Annotated in this window: 26 protein-coding genes; 14 read left to right on the top strand and 12 right to left on the bottom strand. The window is 60.9% G+C overall.

What is annotated here, in order from left to right:
• The first annotated feature begins 98 nt into the window (after positions 1-98).
• Positions 99-1,748: an acyl-CoA dehydrogenase family protein gene (locus ACSQ2Z_RS13760; protein WP_436081704.1), complete on the top strand. Its 1,650-nt coding sequence runs from the start codon at positions 99-101 to the stop codon at positions 1,746-1,748.
• Here the strand turns inward: ACSQ2Z_RS13760 and ACSQ2Z_RS13755 are convergent.
• Positions 1,730-2,665: an AEC family transporter gene (locus ACSQ2Z_RS13755; RefSeq protein WP_436081703.1), complete on the bottom strand. Its 936-nt coding sequence runs from the start codon at positions 2,663-2,665 to the stop codon at positions 1,730-1,732. The two genes, ACSQ2Z_RS13760 and ACSQ2Z_RS13755, sit on opposite strands and share 19 nt — an antisense overlap.
• A gap of 169 nt (positions 2,666-2,834) precedes the next feature.
• On the opposite strand from ACSQ2Z_RS13755, the gene ACSQ2Z_RS13750 reads away from it, so the two are divergent.
• Complete coding sequence (locus tag ACSQ2Z_RS13750) at positions 2,835-2,990, top strand: hypothetical protein (RefSeq protein WP_436081702.1); 156 nt, start codon at positions 2,835-2,837, stop codon at positions 2,988-2,990.
• Entirely contained in the window at positions 2,987-3,331 is a 345-nt protein-coding gene (locus ACSQ2Z_RS13745; RefSeq protein ID WP_436081701.1) for a DUF6105 family protein, read from the top strand. Before ACSQ2Z_RS13750 ends, ACSQ2Z_RS13745 begins: the two co-directional genes overlap by 4 nt.
• On the opposite strand, the gene ruvX is transcribed toward ACSQ2Z_RS13745, so the two are convergent.
• Positions 3,268-3,762, bottom strand: a complete 495-nt coding sequence (gene ruvX / locus ACSQ2Z_RS13740) for a Holliday junction resolvase RuvX (protein ID WP_436081700.1) — start codon at positions 3,760-3,762, stop codon at positions 3,268-3,270. The two genes, ACSQ2Z_RS13745 and ruvX, sit on opposite strands and share 64 nt — an antisense overlap.
• An 81-nt stretch (positions 3,763-3,843) precedes the next feature.
• Here ruvX and ACSQ2Z_RS13735 point away from each other — a divergent pair, with 81 nt between their 5' ends.
• The 5 genes from ACSQ2Z_RS13735 (at position 3,844) to ACSQ2Z_RS13715 (ending at position 7,522) form a co-directional block, all read left to right on the top strand.
• Positions 3,844-4,548, top strand: coding sequence for a metal-dependent hydrolase (locus ACSQ2Z_RS13735; RefSeq protein WP_436081699.1), 705 nt, complete (start codon positions 3,844-3,846; stop codon positions 4,546-4,548).
• Positions 4,549-4,663: 115 nt separating this feature from the next.
• Positions 4,664-4,951, top strand: coding sequence for an Asp-tRNA(Asn)/Glu-tRNA(Gln) amidotransferase subunit GatC (gene gatC, locus ACSQ2Z_RS13730; protein WP_436081698.1), 288 nt, complete (start codon positions 4,664-4,666; stop codon positions 4,949-4,951).
• Between the two features lie 47 nt (positions 4,952-4,998).
• A complete protein-coding gene (gene gatA, locus ACSQ2Z_RS13725) occupies positions 4,999-6,480 on the top strand; it encodes an Asp-tRNA(Asn)/Glu-tRNA(Gln) amidotransferase subunit GatA (RefSeq protein ID WP_436081697.1) in 1,482 nt (493 codons plus the stop codon).
• A 95-nt stretch (positions 6,481-6,575) separates the two neighbouring features.
• Positions 6,576-6,950 carry a GNAT family N-acetyltransferase gene (locus ACSQ2Z_RS13720; RefSeq protein WP_436081696.1) on the top strand — a complete coding sequence of 125 codons (375 nt, stop codon included), beginning with the start codon at positions 6,576-6,578 and terminating at the stop codon, positions 6,948-6,950.
• A gap of 62 nt (positions 6,951-7,012) precedes the next feature.
• A complete protein-coding gene (locus ACSQ2Z_RS13715; RefSeq protein WP_436081695.1) occupies positions 7,013-7,522 on the top strand; it encodes an N-acetyltransferase family protein in 510 nt (169 codons plus the stop codon).
• Between the two features lie 20 nt (positions 7,523-7,542).
• On the opposite strand, the gene ACSQ2Z_RS13710 is transcribed toward ACSQ2Z_RS13715, so the two are convergent.
• The 3 genes from ACSQ2Z_RS13710 to ACSQ2Z_RS13700 form a co-directional block, all read right to left on the bottom strand.
• Positions 7,543-8,451, bottom strand: coding sequence for an NAD(P)/FAD-dependent oxidoreductase (locus tag ACSQ2Z_RS13710; protein ID WP_436081694.1), 909 nt, complete (start codon positions 8,449-8,451; stop codon positions 7,543-7,545).
• Positions 8,452-8,527: 76 nt separating this feature from the next.
• On the bottom strand, positions 8,528-8,980 hold the full coding sequence (locus ACSQ2Z_RS13705; RefSeq protein ID WP_436081693.1) for an Rrf2 family transcriptional regulator: 453 nt from the start codon (positions 8,978-8,980) through the stop codon (positions 8,528-8,530).
• A gap of 82 nt (positions 8,981-9,062) precedes the next feature.
• Positions 9,063-9,371: a DUF1294 domain-containing protein gene (locus ACSQ2Z_RS13700; protein WP_436081692.1), complete on the bottom strand. Its 309-nt coding sequence runs from the start codon at positions 9,369-9,371 to the stop codon at positions 9,063-9,065.
• Between the two features lie 149 nt (positions 9,372-9,520).
• Between ACSQ2Z_RS13700 and gatB the strand changes: the two genes are divergently transcribed.
• The 4 genes from gatB (at position 9,521) to ACSQ2Z_RS13680 (ending at position 12,690) form a co-directional block, all read left to right on the top strand.
• A complete protein-coding gene (gene gatB, locus ACSQ2Z_RS13695) occupies positions 9,521-11,023 on the top strand; it encodes an Asp-tRNA(Asn)/Glu-tRNA(Gln) amidotransferase subunit GatB (RefSeq protein WP_436081691.1) in 1,503 nt (500 codons plus the stop codon).
• A 4-nt stretch (positions 11,024-11,027) separates the two neighbouring features.
• The gene (locus tag ACSQ2Z_RS13690; protein WP_436081690.1) at positions 11,028-11,525 is read left to right on the top strand and encodes an N-acetyltransferase family protein; all 498 of its coding nucleotides are present in this window, start codon (positions 11,028-11,030) and stop codon (positions 11,523-11,525) included.
• A 191-nt stretch (positions 11,526-11,716) separates the two neighbouring features.
• Entirely contained in the window at positions 11,717-12,115 is a 399-nt protein-coding gene (locus ACSQ2Z_RS13685; RefSeq protein ID WP_436083075.1) for an NADH:ubiquinone oxidoreductase subunit NDUFA12, read from the top strand.
• Positions 12,116-12,267: 152 nt separating this feature from the next.
• Positions 12,268-12,690: a DUF2155 domain-containing protein gene (locus tag ACSQ2Z_RS13680; RefSeq protein ID WP_436083074.1), complete on the top strand. Its 423-nt coding sequence runs from the start codon at positions 12,268-12,270 to the stop codon at positions 12,688-12,690.
• Between the two features lie 18 nt (positions 12,691-12,708).
• On the opposite strand, the gene aat is transcribed toward ACSQ2Z_RS13680, so the two are convergent.
• From aat to ACSQ2Z_RS13655, 5 genes are all read right to left on the bottom strand, one after another.
• Positions 12,709-13,323, bottom strand: coding sequence for a leucyl/phenylalanyl-tRNA--protein transferase (gene aat, locus ACSQ2Z_RS13675; protein ID WP_436081689.1), 615 nt, complete (start codon positions 13,321-13,323; stop codon positions 12,709-12,711).
• An 8-nt stretch (positions 13,324-13,331) separates the two neighbouring features.
• Entirely contained in the window at positions 13,332-14,675 is a 1,344-nt protein-coding gene (gene accC / locus ACSQ2Z_RS13670; RefSeq protein ID WP_436081688.1) for an acetyl-CoA carboxylase biotin carboxylase subunit, read from the bottom strand.
• A 10-nt stretch (positions 14,676-14,685) separates the two neighbouring features.
• Complete coding sequence (gene accB, locus ACSQ2Z_RS13665; protein WP_436081687.1) at positions 14,686-15,153, bottom strand: acetyl-CoA carboxylase biotin carboxyl carrier protein; 468 nt, start codon at positions 15,151-15,153, stop codon at positions 14,686-14,688.
• Positions 15,154-15,175: 22 nt separating this feature from the next.
• On the bottom strand, positions 15,176-15,622 hold the full coding sequence (gene aroQ, locus ACSQ2Z_RS13660) for a type II 3-dehydroquinate dehydratase (RefSeq protein ID WP_436081686.1): 447 nt from the start codon (positions 15,620-15,622) through the stop codon (positions 15,176-15,178).
• A gap of 114 nt (positions 15,623-15,736) precedes the next feature.
• Positions 15,737-16,504, bottom strand: coding sequence for a DsbA family protein (locus ACSQ2Z_RS13655; protein WP_436081685.1), 768 nt, complete (start codon positions 16,502-16,504; stop codon positions 15,737-15,739).
• 190 nt (positions 16,505-16,694) lie between these two features.
• Here ACSQ2Z_RS13655 and ACSQ2Z_RS13650 point away from each other — a divergent pair, with 190 nt between their 5' ends.
• The gene (locus ACSQ2Z_RS13650) at positions 16,695-17,888 is read left to right on the top strand and encodes a pyridoxal phosphate-dependent aminotransferase (RefSeq protein WP_436081684.1); all 1,194 of its coding nucleotides are present in this window, start codon (positions 16,695-16,697) and stop codon (positions 17,886-17,888) included.
• 160 nt (positions 17,889-18,048) lie between these two features.
• Here ACSQ2Z_RS13650 and ACSQ2Z_RS13645 read toward each other — a convergent pair whose 3' ends face one another.
• On the bottom strand, positions 18,049-18,264 hold the full coding sequence (locus ACSQ2Z_RS13645) for a hypothetical protein (protein WP_436081683.1): 216 nt from the start codon (positions 18,262-18,264) through the stop codon (positions 18,049-18,051).
• Between the two features lie 163 nt (positions 18,265-18,427).
• Positions 18,428-21,283, bottom strand: a complete 2,856-nt coding sequence (locus tag ACSQ2Z_RS13640; protein WP_436081682.1) for an Rne/Rng family ribonuclease — start codon at positions 21,281-21,283, stop codon at positions 18,428-18,430.
• A gap of 826 nt (positions 21,284-22,109) precedes the next feature.
• Between ACSQ2Z_RS13640 and ACSQ2Z_RS13635 the strand changes: the two genes are divergently transcribed.
• Entirely contained in the window at positions 22,110-23,294 is a 1,185-nt protein-coding gene (locus ACSQ2Z_RS13635; protein WP_436083073.1) for an N-acetylmuramoyl-L-alanine amidase, read from the top strand.
• Positions 23,295-23,367 lie beyond the last annotated feature (73 nt).

The raw sequence follows: 23,367 nt of genomic DNA, 5'->3' as shown, positions 1-23,367 counted from the left end.
GCGCTTCTTGCACACTTCCCGTAAATTGTTGCGGGAAGCGGTGTTTATCCCGTCCCGATACTGTTCCTAAGCACAGGGACTTGGGTTAGAAACGCGACATGACTCTGAACCGAAATGAACAGAAACTCGCCGAACTGAACCAGCCGAAGCCCTGGTCGGGCATCAATGCTTTCCGGTCCGATCCGCTCGTGGTCGACATCGCTGCGTCGATGCCGCGGCCCTTGCGCGATGATTTCGAGGCGCTTGGCCGCTATGCGACATCGCCGGAGGCGCAGGACCTGGCGCGCATGGCCAATGAGGGCGTACCGAAGCTGCGCACCCATGGGCCGCGCGGCGAGCGTCTGGACGTCGTTGAATTCCACCCCGCCTGGCACGCGCTGATGCGCCGCTCGATGACCTCCGGCCTGCACGCCTCGGCCTGGGAAAACATCGCGGACGAGCGCGGACGATCGCACAAGGCGCGGGCCATCCGCTTCTATCTGACGGCACAGCTCGAATGTGGCCATCTCTGCCCGCTGACAATGACCAGCGCCTCCGTGGCGGCGATATCTGCGTCGCCAGCCGTCCAGAAGGAATGGGCGCCAAAAATCCTGTCGCGGAAGTATGATTCATCCAACCGGCCCTGGATGCAGAAGTCGTCCGTCACTATCGGCATGGGCATGACGGAAAAGCAGGGCGGCACGGACGTGCGTGCCAATACCTCGACGGCCGAACGGGTCGGCGAGGGCATCTATCGGCTCAACGGCCACAAATGGTTCATGTCGGCGCCAATGAGCGACGCCTTCGTGATGCTGGCGCAGACCCGCGACGGCCTGGGCTGCTTCCTCGTGCCGCGTCTCCTGGAGGATGGATCCGCGAACGGCCTGCGCTTCCAGCGGCTGAAGGACAAGCTCGGCAATCGCTCGAACGCCTCGTCCGAGGTCGAATTCTCCGACACGTTCGGGTTCGTGCTCGGTACGCCGGATGCCGGCATCCGCACCATTCTCGACATGGTGACGCTGACGCGGCTCGATTGCGCTTTAGCATCCGCCGGCATGATGCGCGCTTCACTTGCCGAAGCCGTGCATCATGTGCGCGGCCGCAAGGTTTCCGGCAAGACGCTGATTGCCCAACCGATGATGACCCGGGTTCTGGCCGATATGGCGCTGGACGTGGCGGCGGCAAGTGCCTTGTCCTTCCGTCTCGCCGAAGCCTTCGACAAGGCGCGTGACAGTGCCGAGGACGCGGCCTATGCGCGGATCATGACGCCGGTCGCGAAATACTGGTGCTGCAAGATCGCCCCCGCGCTGATCTACGAGGCGATGGAATGCCTCGGCGGCAGCGGCTATGTCGAGGAGCGACCGATCGCCCGGCATTATCGTGAAGCGCCGGTCAATGCGATCTGGGAAGGCTCGGGTAACGTCATGGCGCTCGACGTGCTCAGGGTGCTGACGCGCGGCAAGGATCTGTTCGAGTTGCTGTTCCAGGTGATCAGCCGTGATCTCGGCCCGTCTGCCAAGAAGACTGTCGATGTGCTCAGGGCGGCGATGTCGCTCTGCGAGCGCGACGAAGGCGCGGCGCGCATGCTGGTCGAACAGCTCGCGCTTGCTGCCGCTGCTGCCGAACTTTACCGGCTCGGGGCAGGGCGGATTGCCGATGCCTTCCTCGAATCCCGTCTCGCTGCCGGCTGGCGCTCGACCTATGGCATGCTCGATTCGCGCTTCGATTCCGCCTATATCGTCGACCTGCTTTATCCGGCGGCGACGTAACCGGTAACGGTCAGCACCAGCGGTATGGTGAAGAACGAGACGACCGTCTGCACGGTGGCGACAGCCGCGTAGAGCGGCGCATCGCCCCCCATCTGCTTGGCGAGCAGGTAGCCGTTCATGGCCGTCGGTACACTGGCGCCGAGCGCGATCACCAGCAGGCTGTCGCTGCGAATGCCGAGAGCATAGGCGGTGCCGACCATGAAGACGGGCATGACGATCAGCTTCAGGAAGACGGCGAGAAGGGCGACAAGGCTCGGCCGCAGCGCGTCGGAGACCTTCAGGCCGGCGCCGACCATGACAAGGCCGAGGCTGAGCGAGGCGCTCGCCAGCATCTCGATGGCGTTCAGCACCGGTCCGTAGACCGGGATCCCCGACGCATTCAGCACGATGCCGAGCGCCGAGGCGACGATGAGCGGATTGGTGGCGATCTTGAAGGCGAAGAATTTCAGTCCCTTCGGGCCGCCATTGAAGCCGATGAGAACGCCGACATTGTAGAGGTTGATCGGGATGATCACCAGGGTCATCACCAGCGCCGTCAGGCTGAGGCCGAGCGGGCCGTAGAGCTTCTGCGCGATGGCGAGCGCCATGAAACCGTTCCAGCGTGTCGCCGTCTGGAAGATGGATGTGAAGGCGGCGGACGAGATGTGGCGGGCACGCAGCATCGGCCAGAGCAACAGCAGCGCGGCCGACATCAGCGTAACGCTTCCGATCGTCGCCAGCGCCGTCGCATCCGTCTTCATGCCGGTAAAATCGGCCGTCGCCAGCGTCGAGAACAGAAGGGCGGGGAAGAGGATATAGTAGCCGAGCTGCTCCAGTCCCTCCCAGAGCGTCAGATCGATCAGCGGCGAACGCTTCAGCCAGACGCCCAGCGACACGAGCAGGAAGATCGGCAGGATGCTTTCGAAGATGATCGTCATGAAGGGGCCCGAAGGAGGGAGAGATCCATCGATAGACCCTTGTCCACAGGACGGCAACCGCATCGCGCCGAAATTAACCTTAACGGATGGTTTACGTTGCGCGGCCGGGGTTAAGGGGCAAGAGTGGTTTGTAAGACAAACTTAAGATTTCCGGAATGGAGCACGTTCGGTGAGAACTGGCTTGACGATCATCATGATGATGTTTTTTGCGAGCCTCGCGCTCGATCTGACGATACCCACCGTTTTTCTGGTCGGCGCCATGGCGCTCGACTGGGCATCATTGCAGCTGAAGCGCGGCATGATGGTTGAGGGGAGAGCTGCATGAAGTGGTTCCTGATCCTCTGGGCTTGCCCCGTCATCCTGCTCACCGGCTGGTACGGCCTTTCCTATTACGACATGAGCTTCGGCATCTTCATGCTGACCCGCCAGGCGCATGATCTCGTCTTCGCCGTCTACGGCCACGTGCTCGGCCTGCCGCCGGAAACCATCCCGCCGCTCGTCGCCCGCGCCATTGCCTTCGACAGCCTGATCGTCTTTGCGATCATCGGCTATCGCAAGCGCCGCGAGATTCGCGCCTGGTACAGCCGCCGCTTTCCGGCGGTTCAGCCTGCCGAATCCGGGGTCGCGTCCTTCGCCAACGACGTCAATCTGTCGAGCGCACCCTGAAGAATGAAGGATGCGGCGGCCGAATCGATCCGGTCAGCGCGCTTCTTTCGCGAGACATCCATCTCGATCAGCACCCGTTCCGCTGCCACCGTCGAAAGCCGTTCGTCCCAATAGATGAAGGGTATGTCGGTCTTCTGCGCCATGTTGCGCACGAAGGCCATGGTTGCCTGGGCGCGCGGGCCTTCGGAACCATCCATGTTGATCGGCAGGCCGATGACGAAGGCGGCGATCTTCTCCTTGGCCGCCATGGCAAGCAGCGCTTTGGCATCGATGCCGAACTTCACCCGCTTGATCACCTCGCGAGGCGTGGCAAATCGTCGGCCGAGATCGGAGACGGAAATGCCGATTGTCTTGGTACCGAGGTCGAGCCCGCCGATCGCCTGGCCGGGCAGGAGGGTGGATGCGAGTTCGTCTATCGTGAGAACAGCCATGTGATTTGCCGATTCGGTCTTTAAGGATTAGTCGGCTGATCCATATCCGCATCCCGCCGACAAATCACCAAGGAGTATTTCATGAAGATCAAATGGCTCGGGCATTCCGCCTTTCATCTGGAAACCGCCAAGGCGAAAATCCTGATCGATCCATTCTTCACCGGCAATCCGTCCTTCGACGAATCGACACGCAAGGATGCGGCGGCAGGGCTGACCCATATTCTCCTGACCCACGGCCATGGCGACCACGTCGGCGATACGATCGCGCTCGCCAAGGAAACCGGCGCAACCGTCGTCGCCAATGCCGATCTGGCGGCATGGCTCGGCTCGCGCGGCGTCAAGGCGCTGGAAATGGGCAATACCGGCGGCACCATTCACCTCGATGGCTTCTCGACCACCTTCGTCAACGCGCTGCATTCGTCGGCGCAGATTACCGAAGACGGCACCTCGCATTCGCTTGGCAACGCCAACGGGCTGGTGCTGCATTTCGAAGACGAACCGACGCTCTACCATATGGGCGACACCGACATCTTTTCAGACATGGCGCTCATCAATGAGCTGCACCAGCCGGAAATCGGCCTTGTGCCGATCGGCGATCGCTTCACCATGGGCGGGGCCGTCGCGGCGCTCGCCTGCCAGCGCTTCTTCACGTTCGCAAGCGTGTTGCCCTGCCATTATGGCTCGTTCGGCATCATCGACCAGACGGCCGACACATTCGTCGCCGCAATGGACGGTGGCAAGGCGAAGGTCGAGGTTCCTGCCGTCGGTGGTATCGTCTCTTTCTAGCCTCTTCCACCCCGCGGAAATGCTCGACGAGGTACGCAATGGGGCGATTCCCCCGTTGCGTGCCCGATGCTTGGTCATTATAGCGGGTAGGAAATGTAGTACTCGGAGAATATCCATGTCAGTTGATCTCGCCACCGTGAAGCGCGTCGCCCGTCTTGCCCGCATTGCCGTCAGCGAAGAGGATGCGCAGCGCATGACCGGCGAGCTGAATGGCATCCTGGGTTTCGTCGAGCAGCTCTCCGAAGTGAATGTCGATGGCGTCGAGCCGATGACCTCGGTGACGCCGATGGCGATGAAGAAGCGGGCGGACGTGGTGACCGACGGCAACAAGGCCGACGACATCGTCGCCAATGCCCCGAACGAGGACCGGAATTTCTTCCTCGTCCCGAAAGTGGTCGAATAAGCCCTTCGCAGCCATCGCCCGAACGCCCCCGATTTTGAAAGCCTGCCATGACCGACCTGACCCGCCTGACCATCGCTGAAGCGCGCACCATGCTCACTTCCAAGGACATTACCGCCGTCGAACTGACGGAGGCTTATATCGGAGCGATCGAGGCGGCCAATCCTGCGCTGAACGCCTATGTGACGGTAACGCCGGACAAGGCGCGAGACATGGCGAAGGCCTCCGATGCCCGCATCGCAGCCGGCAAGGCCGGAGCGTTGGAAGGCATTCCGCTCGGGATCAAGGACCTGTTCGGCACAGAAGGTGTGCACACGCAGGCCTGCAGCCACATCCTCGACGGCTTCAAGCCGCGTTACGAATCCACCGTCACCCAGAACCTCTGGAACGAGGGTGCCGTCATGCTCGGCAAACTCAACATGGACGAGTTCGCCATGGGCTCCTCGAACGAGACCTCTTACTACGGCCCGGTCATCAACCCCTGGAAAGCAAAGGGCTCGAACCTTGATCTGGTTCCCGGCGGCTCGTCCGGCGGTTCGGCCGCGGCCGTGGCCGCCTTCCTCTGCGCCGGCGCTACCGCGACCGATACCGGCGGTTCGATCCGGCAGCCGGCCGCCTTTACCGGCACCGTCGGCATCAAGCCGACCTATGGACGCTGCTCGCGCTGGGGCATCGTCGCCTTCGCCTCCTCGCTCGATCAGGCCGGCCCGATCGCCCGCGACGTGCGCGACGCGGCGATCCTCTTGAAATCGATGGCGAGCGTCGACCCGAAGGACACCACCTCCGTCGATCTGCCGGTGCCGGACTACGAGGCCTCCCTTGGCCAGTCGCTGAAGGGCATGAAGATCGGCATTCCGAAGGAATACCGCGTCGATGGCATGCCGGAAGAGATCGAGACGCTCTGGCAGCAGGGCATCGCCTGGCTGAAGGATGCCGGTGCCGAGATCGTCGATATCAGCCTGCCGCACACCAAATATGCGCTTCCGGCCTATTACATCGTTGCCCCGGCCGAAGCCTCGTCCAACCTTGCCCGCTATGACGGCGTCCGCTACGGCCTGCGCGTCGACGGCAAGGACATTGCCGACATGTACGAAAAGACCCGCGCTAGCGGCTTCGGCCAGGAGGTCAAGCGTCGTATCATGATCGGCACCTATGTGCTCTCGGCCGGGTACTACGATGCCTACTACCTGCGCGCACAGAAGGTCCGCACGCTGATCAAGCGCGATTTCGAGCTGGCCTTCCATGCCGGCGTCGATGCGATCCTGACGCCTGCCACTCCTTCCTCGGCCTTCGGCATCGCCGACGAGGACCTGGCATCGGATCCGGTCAAGATGTATTTGAACGACATCTTCACAGTGACGGTGAACATGGCCGGACTTCCCGGCATCGCCGTTCCCGCCGGCCTCGACCACAAGGGCCTGCCGCTCGGCCTGCAGCTGATCGGCAAGCCGTTCGAGGAAGAAACCCTGTTCAAGACTGCGCATGTCATCGAACAGGCGGCTGGTAAGTTCTCGCCGCAGAAGTGGTGGTAACGATACGATCCGCCGTCGCAACCGATGCGGCGGCGATCGCGCGAACCAGCCTGGAGGCTTTTGCCGCCAATCCGGTTGAGCCGCACTGGACTTCTGTGGAAGTCCTGAACGGTGCTCGCCGTATTTTTGCAGAAATGTCCGCCAAATGCATCCCACACGCGATAATCGCGGAGGTTGACGGCAATATCGCGGGCTGGTGCGGCGTCATCGCCGCGCGTGGCGAAATCGCCGATCTTTGGGTGTCGCCGCAGTTTCAGCGTCGAGGGGTAGCAACAGCATTGGTGGCTGAAGCGTGCCAACTTATCCGGACCAAAGGCGGCACGGTTGCTGTGCTCGAAACCCACCGGGACAATTCGCCAGCTTTGTCTTTCTATCATCGGATGACATTCGATATCTGCTGGCAGGCACCTGCCGACTGGGATGTGGTGGGTGCCGTTGTGGAAAAGGTGGGACTGCGAAAATTCCTTTGATCGGCACCGGTCTGGCCAAGACTCGCTTCGAATGTTCTATTGAAGCGGAAAGGATCCGCCGCATGATCAGCGTCCGCCCAGCGCGCGAAGAAGAAATCCTCGTCTTGACGGCGATCGGGCTCGAGGCTTGGGAGAAGGCCGTTTCGGGCGTTGCGGATGCGTCGGCGATGCGCCGCGTGGCGGAACTGGCGTTCCTGTCCTTTTTGCGATCGAAGTGGTTTTCAGTCAGCGTCGTCGAATCCGGCGGCGAAGCCGCCGGCTGGGCGGCGCGCGAAGACAATGACGGCCATATCTCCGACCTCTGGATAAGGCCTGCGGTGCAACGGAATGGCCTTGGCTCCGTCCTGCTTGCCGAATTGGAGCGCCGTATTCTCGTCGAAGGGTTCGAGGCGTCCGTTATCAAGACCCATTCACAAAATTCCCCCGCGATCGGCTTCTTCCGCAAACACGGATATTCGGTCAGCTGGCTTTCGACTGCCTATGCGCCAAAACTCGACAGGGACGTCGAGTCCGTCGGCATGAGAAAGTTGTTGGAAGAGCCTGCTGTTCAATCGGGGCAGCAGTGGTTTTGAGCTCACCGGCGGCCAGTCCGTCAAGGATGCGCTTCGGCGAACATCAGCGATTGATGAACCCCGAGCCCTGCCATCACCCCATCGGCGGAAGAAAGCGTGATGTTGCCAAAGGCGCGGGCAATGTCTCCCGCGGCATAGACGCCCGCAGCACTGGTCGCCTTGACGGCATCCGTGGCGATGATCTTGCCAGCCGGCGTTTCCTCCAGCCGGCAGCCGAGGTTTTCGGCGAAGGGACCGCGGATATGCATGTCCGGTCCGACGAACAAGGCCTTCACCTCGAAGACCCGGCCGTTTGCCAGGCGCACCCTCAGCATCTCGTCCGCGCCTGTCTCGATCGCGCTGACGGCGCCTGCCTGAAGGGTGACATTACGTCTTTCAAGCAGGGAAAGTGCCGCCTCATCCGGCTCGGGCATGCCGTTGGTGAACAACGTGACATCACCCCAGTCGGCAACGACGACCGCCTGATGCGCCGACATCGAATGCATTGCTATGACCCCAATCGGCCCGCCGTTGATTTCGTAACCGTGGCAATAGGGGCAATGCAGCACTGTCTTGCCCCAGCGTTCCTTCAGGCCCGGAATCTCGGGCAGGCGGTCTTCCATGCCAGTTGCAAGCAGCAGGCGCCTGGCGGTGATGGGCTCCCGTCCCGCAAGGTGAACGTGGAAATTATCTATCGTGCCTCCCGCAGAGTCAGCCTGTCCTTCGATGAAAGTTACCGTCGGGTAGGCGGCAAGCTGTCTCCGAGCGTCGGCCAGGATCTCCAGCCCCGATTTGCCGTCGAGCGCCAGCACGCCATGCGAATGCGCTGCGAAGCGGTTGCGTGGCGTTCCACTATCGATGATCGTCACATGTCGCCTCGCGCGACCGAGAATGTAAGCGGCAGACAAGCCTGCAAAACCGCCACCGATGATGATTGCATCCTGTTGCATAGTCTTCCCTTTCATGGCTTCGCCGGCCGGAAGCCCGAGAGGGAAACCGGAAAGCGCAAAACGGAGATGGTGACTGTCAGCCGGGCTGTTTCAGCGCGGCCCTGTGTTCGGCAAAGCGCCTCTTGAAATCGTCGGCCAGCGTGGCGAGCGTCACTTCACCAAGGCGCGCAATCAGCATGGCTTCGGCATCACGAAATGCATCGTCCAGCGCGTAATTGACCACTTGTTCGACGAGGCAGCCCGGGCTTTCGGTGGCATTGCCCATCTGGAACAGCATCGGTTCGCCAAGTGCTGCGTAGATGTCATGCATGGTCACGTCTTCCAGCGGGCGGCCAAGCGTCCACCCCCCGCCGTGGCCACGGCCGGAGGTGACGAGCCCGGCTTCGCGCAGCCCGGCCATGGTGCGCCGGACGACGACGGGATTGGTGTGAAGGCAGGCCGCGAGTTCTTCCGATGTCATCGGGCGATCGCGTTCTGCCATGTGCAGCAGCGCATGCAGCACTGCGGAAAGGCGGCTGTTTCGTTTCATGTAATAACAATAGTTACGAATCGATCCGCACGTCAAGCCATCGCTGCCGGAGTTAACGGGATTGCCGGTTATGCGGCGCGCGTTACGAGTTGAAAACGTGACCAGCCAGCACCCATGGCAATGCCAGAAGCCCGACAGAAAGAATGGCGGCGTGCAGGACGAGAATCGCTGCCAGCCGGGCGCGGAACGGTTCCTTTCGGGTCTTATGCCGCAAAAGCCTTTGAGCGGCCCAGCCGCCGAGGCTGCCACCGAAAAGCGCAAGACTCAAAAGATCGTTTTCCGAGACGCGCCGCTTTCCGCCGCTCGCAGCGATCTTGTCCCACCAGAAGACGCAAAACGTCATGATGTTCAGGATGAGGAACAGGACTAGGAGCGACAGGCAGACGGTCATCGAGACAGAGTGCCGGAAAAAATTGAACAGATCGCAAACGCCCGTATTGTAGGCATCAATGCGTCACGCAGGATGCGACAAGCCTTGCACCCCCCAGCCAATTGTTCTACCGAGAAGGTCACGATTTCGAGCTTACAGAAGAGCATTCCATGACCCTTGTCGATGTCCGCATTTCCGATCCGAAACGCTATATTCCAGGCGCCACCGGCGACTGGGAAATCATTGTCGGCATGGAAGTGCATGCCCAGGTGACGAGCAAGTCGAAGCTGTTTTCGGGTGCGTCCACGACCTTCGGCAATGCGCCGAACTCCAACGTTTCGCTCGTCGATGCCGCCATGCCCGGCATGCTGCCGGTCATCAACGAGGAATGCGTCAAGCAGGCAGTGCGCACCGGGCTTGGCTTGAAGGCTAAGATCAACAAGCGCTCGATCTTCGATCGCAAGAACTATTTCTATCCGGACCTGCCGCAGGGCTACCAGATTTCCCAGTTCAAGGACCCGATCGTCGGCGAGGGCAAGATCATCATTTCAGTCGGCCCCGATCGGCAGGGCCAGTTCGAGGATGTCGAGGTCGGTATCGAGCGGCTGCATCTGGAGCAGGATGCGGGCAAGTCGATGCACGACCAGAATCCGACCATGTCCCATGTCGATCTCAACCGCTCGGGCGTGGCGCTGATGGAGATCGTTTCCAAGCCCGATATGCGCTCCTCGGACGAGGCCAAGGCCTACATGACCAAGCTGCGCTCGATCGTGCGCTATCTCGGCACCTGCGACGGCAACATGGACGAGGGCTCGATGCGCGCTGACGTCAACGTCTCGGTGCGCCGTCCGGGCGAAGGGTTCGGCACGCGCTGCGAGATCAAGAACGTCAATTCCATCCGCTTCATCGGCCAGGCCATCGAATACGAAGCCCGCCGCCAGATCGCCATCCTGGAGGATGGCGGCACGATCGATCAGGAAACCCGCCTGTTCGACCCGAACAAGGGCGAGACCCGCTCGATGCGCTCCAAGGAAGACGCGCATGACTACCGCTATTTCCCCGATCCGGACCTTCTGCCGCTGGAGTTCGACGATGCCTTCATCGAGGATCTGAAGGCGCATCTGCCGGAATTGCCGGATGACAAGAAAGAGCGTTTCGTGCGCGAACTCGGCCTGTCGGTCTATGACGCGTCCGTGCTCGTCTCGGAAAAGGCGATCGCCGACTATTACGAGGCCGTTGCTGCCGGCCGCGATGGCAAGATTGCCGCGAACTGGGTGATCAACGACCTGCTCGGCGCCTTGAACAAAGCCGGCAAAGGCATTGAAGAGACTCCGGTTTCGCCTGCCCAGCTCGGCGGCATCCTTGACCTCATCAAGTCGGAAGTGATCTCCGGCAAGATCGCCAAGGACCTGTTCGAAATCGTCTGGAACGAGGGCGGCGATCCGGCGGAACTGGTCGAATCGCGCGGCATGAAGCAGGTGACCGACACCGGCGCCATCGAAAAGGCCGTCGATGAGATCATCGCTGCCAATCCCGATCAGGTCGCCAAGGTTCAGGCGAAGCCCTCGCTTGCCGGCTGGTTCGTCGGCCAGGTGATGAAGGCGACCGGCGGCAAGGCCAACCCGCAAGCCGTACAGGCTCTGGTCAAGGCCAAGCTCGGCATCGAGGAGTAACCCGGTGTTCTTCGTCCGCACTGCCTCGGAGCGCGATCTGGCGAAAGTGAGCGTGCTTCTTGGTGAAACATGGCACGCGACCTATGACGCCCTCTATGGCGCCGACAAGATCGCCGAGCTGACAGCTAAGTGGCATTCCGTGCCGGCACTGAAGGCCAGGCTTGCCCGCAAGAATGCGGAATTCGTGGTGGCGGACAACGGCAAGGAGATCGGCGGCATGGGGTTTGCCGCCATGTCCGAAACTCTGAAGAAGGGCGCCATCCTCCATCAGCTCTATGTTCTGCCGAAATTCCAGCGGCAGGGCATCGGCCGTGACATGTTCGCCGAACTCGAAACCTGCTTTCCCAATGCCGAGTTCATGCAGCTCGAGGTCGAGCCCGCGAACCATGCGGCCATCGCTTTCTATGAGGCGCATGGCTTCGTCAAAATCGGCGAGACCAAAAATTGCGGCGGTCGCGAGTCGGGCATCCCCGCGATCATCATGGAAAAGCCCCTCGGCTAAGAATTGGGCGTTTCGCGTCGATGTCCGGCGCGCTGGACGAGCCGGTTTCGCCCTCTCGTTCCGGCTTCAAGATCCGTTTGAAATGACGCTGCGGCAACGGAATCACTGGACATTGAACAGGCTGCACGGCATAAGCGGAGCAGCACTCTAGGATATCCCGCGCGGTTGTTTTGGCGCGGTCAAGGACGGACATCATGAAGTCTCTGCTGCAGATTTTTACCTGGTGGAATGGACAGACGATCGGCACGCGCTTTCATACCTGGCGCTTCGGCAAGCGGGTCGGCGAAGATGCTGCCGGTAACGTCTATTACGAGGGCGGCAAGGACTCCGAAGGCCGCACGCGCCGTTGGGTGATCTACAACGGTTATGCCGAGGCTTCGGCCATTCCGCCGGGCTGGCATGGCTGGATGCATCACCGCACCGATGTTTCGCCCGCCGACGAAAACTATCAGCCGCGCGAGTGGCAGAAGCCGCATCGTATGAACGCCACCGGTACCGCCGATGCCTATCGTCCCCAAGGCTCGATCAGCAAGAATGGCGAGCGTCCGCGGGTGACCGGCGATTATGATGCCTGGACGCCACGGTCCTGAGCAGAGTTTCAAGGCGGGCGTTTTCCGACTTTCGATTGCACCCGTGGCATCATGCCTCGGCCACATTTCATGTTTAGCGCCTGATACCCGGTACTTTGTCGGGATCGCGCGGGAGACGGGCGTAAATGGTAATTTCAAATCAGCGAATTCAGATGCGCCGGGCCTTTGCGGCGGCTGCCCTGTTCGCGATTGCCGGTAGCTCGCTTCTCTCCATGGCTGTGGTTGCCGAGGCGGCGCGGATCACCAATCCGGTCGCCGTCTTTTCCGGCATCGACAAGATCACCGGCCGCATTACCACCTTCGACGTCTATATCGGCGAGACGGTTCAGTTCGGCGCCCTGCAGGTGACGCCGCGCGTCTGCTACAGCCGCGACGATACCGAGGCGCCAAAGACCGACACCTTCGTCGAGGTCGACGAGATCACCCTCGACCGCAAGATCCGCCGCATCTTTACTGGCTGGATGTTTGCCGACAGCCCCGGCCTGAATGCCGTCGAACATCCGGTCTATGACGTCTGGCTGAACAACTGTAAGGCAAAGTCCGATCTGCCGCCGCCGGACGCAGCGGCCAACTAGTAAACACCAACCCGATTTTCAGAATTTCAGATGTGGCGAAGCGATGGCGCGCGCCAGCATCTTTTCGTAGCGCGCTTTGGGCACGTCGATGGCGCCGAAGCTTTTCAGGTGTTCGGTGGTAAATTGCGTGTCGAGCAGCGTAAAGCCGCGGTTGCGCAGGCGCTCGACCAGATGGACGAGGCAGATCTTCGAGGCGTCCGTGCGGCGCGAGAACATGCTTTCGCCGAAGAAGGCCGAGCCGAGCGAGACCCCATAGAGCCCTCCGACCAGTTCCTCCCCCTCCCATGCTTCCACGGAGTGAGCGTGTCCCATGCCGTGCAGCGTGGCGTAGAGCGAGCGGATTTTGGCGTTGATCCAGGTTGTCGGCCGGTCCGGGGCAGGGGCAGCGCAGCCTTCCATGACCTCCTCGAAGGCCGTGTCGTAACGGATATCGAAAGGTGCGCGCCTTATCGTCTTCGCGAGGCTTTTAGAAACATGGAAGTTGTCGAGCGGAATGATGCCGCGCAGTTCCGGCTCGACCCAGAAAAGCTCCGGGTCGTTGGCCGAATCCGCCATCGGGAAAAGGCCGATGGAATAGGCCCGCAACAGCAAATCCGGGGTAATGTCCGGCGGCCTGCTGCGGGTCCCTTTCATTCAAAACCTCATTCGGACGGCTGGGCCAGATAGTGCTCCAGCCAGTGGATGTCGTAATCGCCGTTGGCGATGTCCTGATTGTTGATCAGGTCCTGAAACAGCGGCAGCGTCGTCTTGATGCCGTCGATGACGAATTCGTCCAGCACCCGGCGCAGGCGCATCATGCATTCGACGCGGGTACGTCCGTGCACGATCAGCTTGCCGATCAGACTGTCATAATAGGGCGGAATCCGATAGCCCTGATAAGCGCCGGAATCGACGCGCACGCCGAGACCGCCAGGTGCATGAAAATGCGTGATCGTGCCGGGCGAGGGCACGAAAGTGCGCGGGTCCTCGGCATTGATGCGGCATTCGATGGCATGGCCGGAGAATACCACCTCTTCCTGTGTCACCGACAGGCCGGCGCCGGAAGCGACGCGGATCTGCTCGTGGACAAGGTCGATGCCGGTGATCGCCTCGGTGATCGGGTGTTCCACCTGCAGTCGGGTGTTCATCTCGATGAAGTAGAACGCGCCGTTCTCGTAGAGGAACTCGATGGTGCCTGCGCCGCGATATTTCAGCTTGCGCATGGCGTCGGCGCAGATTTCGCCGATCTTCATCCGCTGCTCGACATTAAGCGCCGGGGAGTTGGCTTCTTCCCAGACCTTCTGGTGGCGGCGCTGCAGCGAGCAGTCGCGTTCGCCCAAATGGATCGCATTGCCTTCGCCATCGCCGATCACCTGTATCTCGATATGGCGCGGCTTGCTGAGGTATTTTTCCATATAAACTGCGTCATTGCCGAACGCGGCCAGAGCTTCCGAACGGGCGGTGGAAACGGCTTCGGACAGATCGTCCTCGCTGCGGGCCACCTTCATGCCGCGTCCGCCGCCGCCGGCCGTCGCCTTGATCAGCACGGGAAAGCCGATTTTGCGGGCGATTTCCAGCGCGTTCTCCGGCTTCACCTCGCCGGCGGAGCCGGGAACGACGGGAATGCCAAGGGACTTGGCGGTTTCCTTCGCCGTGATCTTGTCGCCCATGATGCGGATGTGATCGGCCGTCGGACCGATGAACGTGATGCCATGCGCGTCGAGGATATCGGCGAACTTGGCATTCTCCGACAGGAAGCCATAGCCCGGATGCACGGCATCGGCGCCGGTGATCTCGCAGGCCGCGACGATCTGGTGGATGTTCAGATAGCTGTCGCGCGAGGGCGGCGGTCCGATGCAGACACTTTCGTCGGCAAGGCGTACATGCATGGCATCGGCATCGGCCGTGGAGTGAACGGCAACTGTCGCGATTCCGAGTTCCTTGCACGCGCGCAGGACCCGGAGGGCAATTTCGCCGCGATTGGCGATAAGGATCTTGGAAATCATCTGTGATGGCCTATTCGATGATGATTAGCGCTTCGCCGTATTCAACCGGCGCGCCGTCTTCAACGAGGATTTCGACTACCCGGCCGGAGCGCGGCGCCGGAATCTGGTTCATCGTCTTCATGGCTTCGATGATCAGGATGGTCTGGCCTTCCTTGACTGTGGCGCCGGCTTCAACGAAGGGGCGCGAACCCGGAACGGGCGACAGATAGGCAGTGCCCACCATCGGCGCGGTCACGGCGTTCTTCGATGCCCTCGCGCTTTCCGCAGCGGTGGCCTGGGCCACAGCGGCTGAAGCAGCCTGAACCGGTGCTGCCATGGCCGGAACCGGAGCGGAGACGTATTGCGGTGTCCCGGCGCGCGATACGCGGATACGCAGGTCTTCCTGTTCCACTTCGATTTCGGTGAGATCGGTTTCGTTCAGGATGTTGGCGAGATCGCGGATCAGTGTCTGGTCGATGCCGGGTTTCTTGTCAGCCATGGATGAGAGCCTCGTGTTCTTTTTATTTCGTCTGTTGCGTGAGTGTCTTTAGCGCATTGAGCGCGAGAATGTAACTATCGGCGCCAAAGCCGCAAATCACGCCCTTTGCCGCCGGAGCGAGCATAGACTTGTGCCGGAATTCTTCACGGGCGTGGACATTGGAAAGGTGCACTTCGATGACCGGGATGCCGATTGCCCTTGCGGCATCGTGCAAGGCGATCGACGTGTGGGTATAGGCTCCAGCGTTGACGATAATGCCCTGCGCCACGCCTCCCGCCTCGTGAAACCAGTCGACGAGGTCGCCCTCATGATTGCTCTGACGGCAGACGACGTCGAGACCGAGCGTCTTGCCATGCTCCACACACATCGCCTCGATATCGGCCAGCGTCTGCGCCCCATAGATGCCCGGCTCACGTCTACCGAGCGCGTTGAGGTTGGGGCCGTTCAGCACGAATATTGTCGATGGCATAGGGGATCGGGTCCGATAATCGAGCGTTATCTATAGACGGATGGTTCCGCGAGGAAAAGCCCTACGGCCCCTCGCGGCTTTTGTCCACAAGTGATAACGCCGCAAAATCAGCCTTCAGCAGGCGGTCTTGCCACAAGCGCGGACATTCGCGACCTTCGTTTCCAATTCCTCAGCACCGACTGCGCCGAAAACGGCTTCCCGACCGACGACATAGGAGGGGGTGCCGGTGATGCCGAGGCTGTTGGCAAGTGTATAAGCTTCCTTGACGCCTTCATCCTGCGTGTTCGCGTCCATCTTCTTGCGAAGGTCGGCTTCCGCAACGCCGAGCTTGCCGGCAACGGCGATGGCCGTTTCCTCGGTCGCGCGCTCTTCTCCGCCGAGCAGCGCGCGATGGAAGTCGCCGTATTTCTCCGGCGCAATGTCGCGGAAGGCTGCACTTACCTTATGCGCGGCCATCGAATCCGGTCCGAGGATCGGCAATTCCTTCAGCACGAAACGGACGTTCTTGTCTTTTTCGAGAATGGCGTCCATGTCGGACAGAGCGCGTTTGCAATAGCCGCAATTGTAGTCGTAGAACTCGACGATGGTCACGTCGCCGTTCGGATTGCCGAGCGTGACATCATATTTCGACTGAAAAATCGCCTTTTCATTATCGTTGATGGTAGCTTCTGCCTGCTGCAGTTGCTCGTCGGCCTGTTTCTTCTTCAGCGCCTGCTGCGCTTCCAGGAGGATTTCCGGATTTGCGACGAGGTATTCCTTGATGAACGCGCCGATCTCCTGTTTCTGCTTGTCATCCAGCGCGTGCGCTCCTTGAGGCAGCGCAGCCGTCGCCAAAAGCAGGATGAGCGTTGCGGCGATGGTCTTTCGGGCGTTGAATGCCATGTCTTTCCTCGTAGCCTTTTCATATGTGTTCGGTCTGTCGTTCAATTTGCCGAGGCGGGGTCAACCGGCTTGTTTGAAAGACAACAGAATATTCGCAGGCCAGCATAGGGGCGCGCGGCGCCAAACGAAACTGTAAAATCGACGGAAATGCGGCGCTCGCGTACTTGTGAAGCCCATTGCGATCAGGCACATGGCTGCTGAGATCAAAAACATCGAGGATGTGCTGTTGAAGCCGCTTTCCACCCGCAGCTCCGTCGAACCCTTTCACGCTATGGACGTGCTGGCCGAGGCAACGAAGCGCCGTGAGGCCGGATATCCGGTCATTTCCATGGCGGTCGGGCAACCGAGCCATCCGGCGCCAAAGGCCGCGTTGGAAGCGGCGCGTGCGGCACTCGTGCATGGGCGGTTGAGTTACACGGATGCGCTTGGAACCTCGTCGCTCCGGATCGCGATCGCCAGGCACTATCGCAGCCGCTACGGCGTCGAGGTCGATCCGCAGCGGGTCGCGGTGACGACGGGGTCGTCGGCGGGCTTCAATCTGGCCTTTCTGGCCCTGTTCGATCCAGGTGACTGCGTTGCGATCGCCCGGCCGGGCTATCCGGCCTACCGAAACATCCTGGCAGCGCTCGGCCTGACGGTCGTTGAAGTCGAGGCGGATGCCGAAAACGGCTTCACGCTGACACCGCAAAGTCTCGAGGCAGCCGCGGCAAAAACCGGAAAACCGCTGAACGGCGTTCTCCTGGCAAGTCCCGCCAATCCGACCGGCACTGTCACCGGCAAGGCAGGCCTGAAGGCGCTGGCCGACTATTGCAACGAGCGCGGGATCGCCTTCATTTCGGACGAAATCTACCACGGCCTGACCTTTGCGGGCGAGGAGACGACGACTCTCAGCGTCACCGACGAGGCCGTGGTCATCAATTCCTTCTCGAAATATTACTGCATGACCGGTTGGCGGATCGGCTGGATGGTGCTGCCGGAAACGCAGGTGCGTGCCTTCGAACGCATCGCCCAGAGCCTCTATATCTCGCCGCCGGAATTGTCGCAGATCGCAGCCGAAGCTGCCCTTGGGGCCGAGGCCGAGCTTGACGTCTACAAGGCATCCTATGCCGCCAACCGCGAGCTCCTGTTGAAACGCCTGCCAGAGATCGGCTTTTCCATCGCCTCGCCGATGGACGGCGCCTTCTACGCCTATGCCGATGTCAGCCGGTTTACCAATGACAGCATGGATTTTGCCAGGAGGATGTTGGCGGAAATCAACGTCGCGGCAACGCCGGGGCTGGATTTCGACCCGCTTGAAGGACACCGCGCGATACGCTTTTCCTATGCTGGCGCTGAAGCCGACATGGCCGAGGCGATGGACCGCATCACTCGCTGGCTCGCGTAACATCGAACGATATCAGATGATTGCCGGATTTTTTGGATTCAGGCTGTGATGGTGCTGAATCAAACTGTGAAGCTGACCAGTTTTACTGGGCCGGAGCTTGAGGCCCGCGATGCGCGCCCAACGGACGCGCAAGGGTTCGATATGCACCAGGCGGCAGGCCTCAGCGGCAAATGCGGACTTTCCGGACGACCGGATCGCCCTTGTCGTCAAGCCAACGGATTTTCCGCACCACGCAGATCGGCTCATATGCGGTGTCATAGCTCTTGTAATAATAGTCATTGAAGCGTTGGCGGCTGTAGCTGTCGGCATGAAACGTTGCTGCCAAGGAAACCGCCGGAACGGCGGCAAGGGCCGTGGCGATAACGAAGCGTCGCATGACTTGTCTCCTCCGGTTGCTGTCGGACGAGCCCATCTCGTCGACGGCGGTACAATCCCATCGGAGCGGTATTTTCGCTGTTCCTTATGAAACAGGAGCGGGCACAAAAAAACCGGCCAATCGCCTGGCCGGTTTTTTTCAGTTTCGATTTTTCAGATGTTGCTCAAAAGAAGCCGCGCTTTTGCCACCAGCCGCCCTTCTTGGGCTTCGGCGGTTCGTCGCCGTCTTGAGCGGTGGAGGATGATTTTACCACCGGTTCGCTGGCGATCGCATCGATGTCGCGGTTGGCACGAACCGGCTTGGTCTCTTCAAGGGAAGCTGCCGCCTTTTCGACGACGGGTTCCTCAGCGACGGGGACGTCCTGCGGCTGTGCTTCGATCGCTGCCTGGGCGTCTGCATCGGCGGTCGCTTCCTCAACGGGGGCCTCCTCAACAGCGGCGGCTACGGCTTTCTTGCTGCGGCCGCGCTTCGGCTTGGCGGGTTTTGCCTCTTCTTCCGCGACGACGGGTGTCTCGGACGCCTCTTCTGTTGTTGCTGCAGCCGATACAGTCGCCTCGGCTGCGACAGCCGGCGAAGCGTCGAATTCTGTCTCCAATAGTTCATCGTTCGCCGTCTCGCCGCTGACGGCAAGGTTTTCGCCCTCGGCTTCGTCCGGCCGGTTGCGTCGGCCGCCACGCTTGCCGCGGCGGCGGCGTTTGCGCTTCTGGCGTTCTTCCTCGCTCAACCCGGCATCCTGGGCGTCATCGGCAGCTGCCTGAACGGCATCGTCGTCGCCTTCGTCCTCGTCGCCATCCTCATCCGACATGTCATCGGCACGGGCACCGGCTTCTGCGGACGGCTGTTCGCCGTTCGGACCGATACCGCGGCCGCCACGACGCCGGCGGCGGCGCTTGCGCTTGCGGTTGCCCTGGTCGTCGCCCAGTGCGGCCGGCTCGCGCTCGGCGCGCTCAGCGCGCTCAGCCTTGGCCTCAACTGCGACTTCTTCTTCGTCCTCGATGTCCTCTTCGATGACGATATCATCGTCTTCATCGGACTCGGGTTCGAAGTGGATGATCTGGTCGATCTTGACCGGATTTTCGACGGCTTCGCCACGATCGATGGCAAAATGCTGCGCGCCGACATGGGCGTCCGCCTCGATGATGATCTGAACGCCGAAACGCTCTTCATAATCAACGATCGTGCCGCGCTTGTGGTTGAGCAGGTAGAGCGCGATATCCGGCGTGGTGCGCACGGTGATGTTGTGCGTGGTGTTCTTCAGCAGATATTCTTCCACGCCGCGCAGGACATGCAGGGCGACAGAAGACTGCGAACGCACATGGCCCGTGCCGTTGCAATGCGGGCAGGTCTGCATCGTCGATTCGAGAACGGACGCGCGGATGCGCTGGCGCGACATTTCGAGCAGGCCGAAATGCGAGATGCGGCCGACCTGGATGCGGGCCCGGTCGTTCTTCAGATGATCCTTCAGACGCTTCTCGACAGCGCGGTTGTTGCGTTTTTCTTCCATGTCGATGAAGTCGACGACCACGAGACCGGCAAGGTCGCGCAGGCGCAGCTGACGAGCGACCTCCTCGGCCGCTTCGAGGTTCGTCTGGAGTGCCGTGTCCTCGATCGAGTGCTCGCGGGTCGAACGGCCGGAGTTGACGTCGATCGCCACCAGCGCTTCGGTCTGGTTGATAATGATGTAGCCGCCGGACTTCAGCGTCACCTGCGGCACCAGCATGCGGTCGAGCTGGGCTTCGATGCCCGAGCGCGAGAAGATCGGGTGCACGTCGCGGTACGGCTGAACCACCTTGGCATGGCTCGGCATCAGCATCTTCATGAAGCCCTTGGCTTCCTTGTAGCCTTCCTCGCCGGCAACGATGATCTCGCTGATGTCCTTGTTGTAAAGGTCGCGGATCGAGCGCTTGATCAGGCTGCCTTCTTCATAGACGAGGCAGGGAGCTGTCGAGGACAGCGTCAGCGTGCGGACGTTTTCCCACAGGCGCATCAGATATTCGAAGTCGCGCTTGACCTCGACCTTGGTGCGGTTGGCACCGGCGGTGCGCAGGATGACGCCCATGCCCTGCGGCACATCGAGCGCGCGGGCGATTTCCTTCAGGCGCTTGCGGTCCGGCAGGTTGGTGATCTTGCGCGAAATGCCGCCGCCCCGCGCCGTGTTCGGCATCAGCACCGAATAGCGGCCAGCGAGCGACAGATAGGTAGTGAGGGCTGCGCCCTTGTTGCCGCGTTCTTCCTTGGCCACCTGTACGAGCAGGATCTGCCGGCGCTTGATGACTTCCTGGATGCGGTACTGCTTGCGCGGCTTGCGAACCTGACGATCCGGCACTTCTTCCATGGCGTCTTCGGCGCCAACGGACTCGATGACTTCCTTTTCCTCCTGATGACCATCGTCGTCATCATCGTCATCGGAATTGCGGCGGCGACCGCGCGTCTCTTCCGAGATGCTGTCGGTATCGACCATGGCGGCCATCTCGCCGGTCGAACCTTCCTCGCCATCGGCGTCGGCGGTTTCCGCCACGGCTTCGACCGTCTCGGCTGCCGCCTTCTTGGTCCGGCGCGGGCGCTTTGCCTTGGCCTTAGGCTTTTCCTCGACTGCGGCGTCTTCTGGCTCGGCAGCGGTCTCGATTGCCTCGGCAACGGTTTCTTCCGTTGCAGCTACTGTTTCCTCGTCGGAATCAGGGCCGAGATCCGTCCCGGTCTCGACATGCTCGATATCGTCATCCCGGCGCGCTTCCTCAGCTTCCGCCTTCAGCAGTGCCTGCCGGTCGGCGAGCGGGATCTGGTAGTAGTCGGGGTGGATTTCGGCGAAGGCCAGGAAGCCGTGGCGGTTGCCGCCGTAATCGACAAAGGCGGCCTGCAGCGACGGCTCTACGCGCGTGACTTTCGCGAGGTAGATGTTGCCGCGGATCTGTTTCTTGTGTTCGGATTCGAAGTCGAATTCTTCTATGCGGTTTCCGCGTACGACAACGACGCGCGTCTCTTCAGCGTGAGACGCATCGATAAGCATTTTCTCTGCCATGTAAGTGGTGCTCCTCGGCGCACCTGTGAAACAGCAGGAAAATCGCGCCCCGGAGGACACGTTCCATACAGTTCAGGTTTTTCGCCGGATGTGAATGTTCCTGCATGGTCGGGGAGATGGTCCAACAGCCAGACGGCAGCCGGAACGGTTTCGTTCCGGGGCCTGTTTACTTCTGACCGATACTGCTGAGACAACGTCAATGACCAAACAAGAATGCCAATGTAGTAGGCCCTGGAGGCCCGATGAATGTGCCCGCTCACGGGCCTTCGGTGATCGTCACCATAAACGCACCGGCCACCGCCGGAATTTCACGATTCAGTATGCGAGGAGAAGGTGGAGCGACGGCGGATGAAGCGCGACTGCTTGTCCGAGACATGATCCACGTTGAACCGGGTCTTACCTGTTCCGATCATGCTCTGGCGCCGGGGCTTTAAAAAACCCTTTGGCTGCCGGTTGTCGATTCTATCCCGTCAACACTTTCTCCCTGTGAAGCTTTTATGTTTTCTATGTCACAATGGCAAGGGAAAAGCCGGAACGGCCATAATATTGATTGATTCGCTTGTCGGGGTATGCACTGCCACGATGCCGGTTTTGGCGGCTTCGGGGCATGTTTTTCGGTGCCGGGACCGGTGGCCGGCGGCGTTTGCCGCGTTTGGCAAGGTTTGGTTAACCATATGGGGTCATGGATGATCGGAATGGCAACCGGCGGTGTGCATAGTCAACTCCTCCATCAGGAGGCGGTGTCCGAATTATCCGTGAGGCGCCGGTCGCGCATCCGGCGAAGCGTTGGCGACAAGGAAAAGCGGGTTTGACCCTATCTGCGGTGATGCGGCAATGTTTGCTCTGGCTTTTCGTCCTGTGTTCGCCACTTTGCGCGCGAGCTGCAGACGCGCCGTTGCTCGCTTATGGCCCGCGGATCGCGGGTGACAGCGCCCGTACCCGGGTGGTCATCGATTTCGACAGGAAGCCGGTGTTCTTCGTTCACTACGTCGCCAACCCGACGCGCGTCATCGTCGATTTGCCCGAAACATCGTTCGGATTGAAGCCGGACGACCTCACGGCACGTGGCCTGTTCTCGGAAATCCGTTACGGCGCGATGGGAGCCGGCAGCGCGCGTGTCGTGCTGACGGCAAACAAGCCGGTGGAGATCACGGTCGCGGATGTGAAGGCCGACGAGGAGGGCAGGGGCTTTCGGCTGGTCCTTGATGCGGAGCGTGTGACCGAGGAGCGCTTTTCGGGGCTCCTTGAGGAACAGAAATGGACGGGTACAGTGTCAGCCATCAAGGCGGGCCGTGTCATCGACCCGCCGGCTACGGGACAATTTGTGATCGCCGTCGATGCCGGGCATGGCGGCATCGATACCGGCGCGGTCGGCTCTGAAACCAAGATGGAAGAAAAGAGCGTGACGCTCGCCTTTGCGGGCGACTTGATGGAGACACTCAATAAGGAAGCGGGTGTCAAGGCATTCCTGACGCGGGAAAAGGACGAGTTCCTGTCCTTGCCGGAACGAGTGCAGATTGCTCGCCAGCACGGCGCCAACCTGTTTATTTCCGTACATGCCGATACGCTCAAGCAGCGCGATATCCGCGGCGCGACCGTTTACACGATCTCCGACAAGGCATCCGATCATCTGGCGGCCAACCTCGCCGAGCGCGAAAACCTGTCCGACGAGATTGCCGGAATTACATTGCAGAGCGAACCCGCCGAGGTTGCCGACATCCTTATCGATCTGACGCGCCGTGAGACGCAGGCGTTCTCGGTCAATCTGGCGCGCTCCGTGGTCTCGTCATTCGAGGGGCAGATCAACCTCATCAACAATCCCCACCGCCATGCCGGCTTCCGGGTTTTGCAGGCGCCCGACGTCCCGTCTATCCTGCTTGAACTCGGTTTTTTGTCCAACAAGCAGGACGAGAAGCTGCTGGTCGATCCGCTTTGGCGCAAGAAAGTAGCGGGTCTTTTGGCCGGTGCGGTGCGCAACTATCGGGGCGGGGCGGTCGCAAATGGCGGTTAAGACATAGTCGTGGCGAATGCGCTCTGATCTGTTTTCCCGTTTTCCAAAGCAATAACATTTGATGTGATTTGTG

Source organism: Pararhizobium sp. LjRoot235, from assembly GCF_964254145.1.
Classification (GTDB): Bacteria; Pseudomonadota; Alphaproteobacteria; order Rhizobiales; family Rhizobiaceae; genus Pararhizobium.
This window is presented reverse-complemented; position numbering and strand designations above follow the sequence as displayed.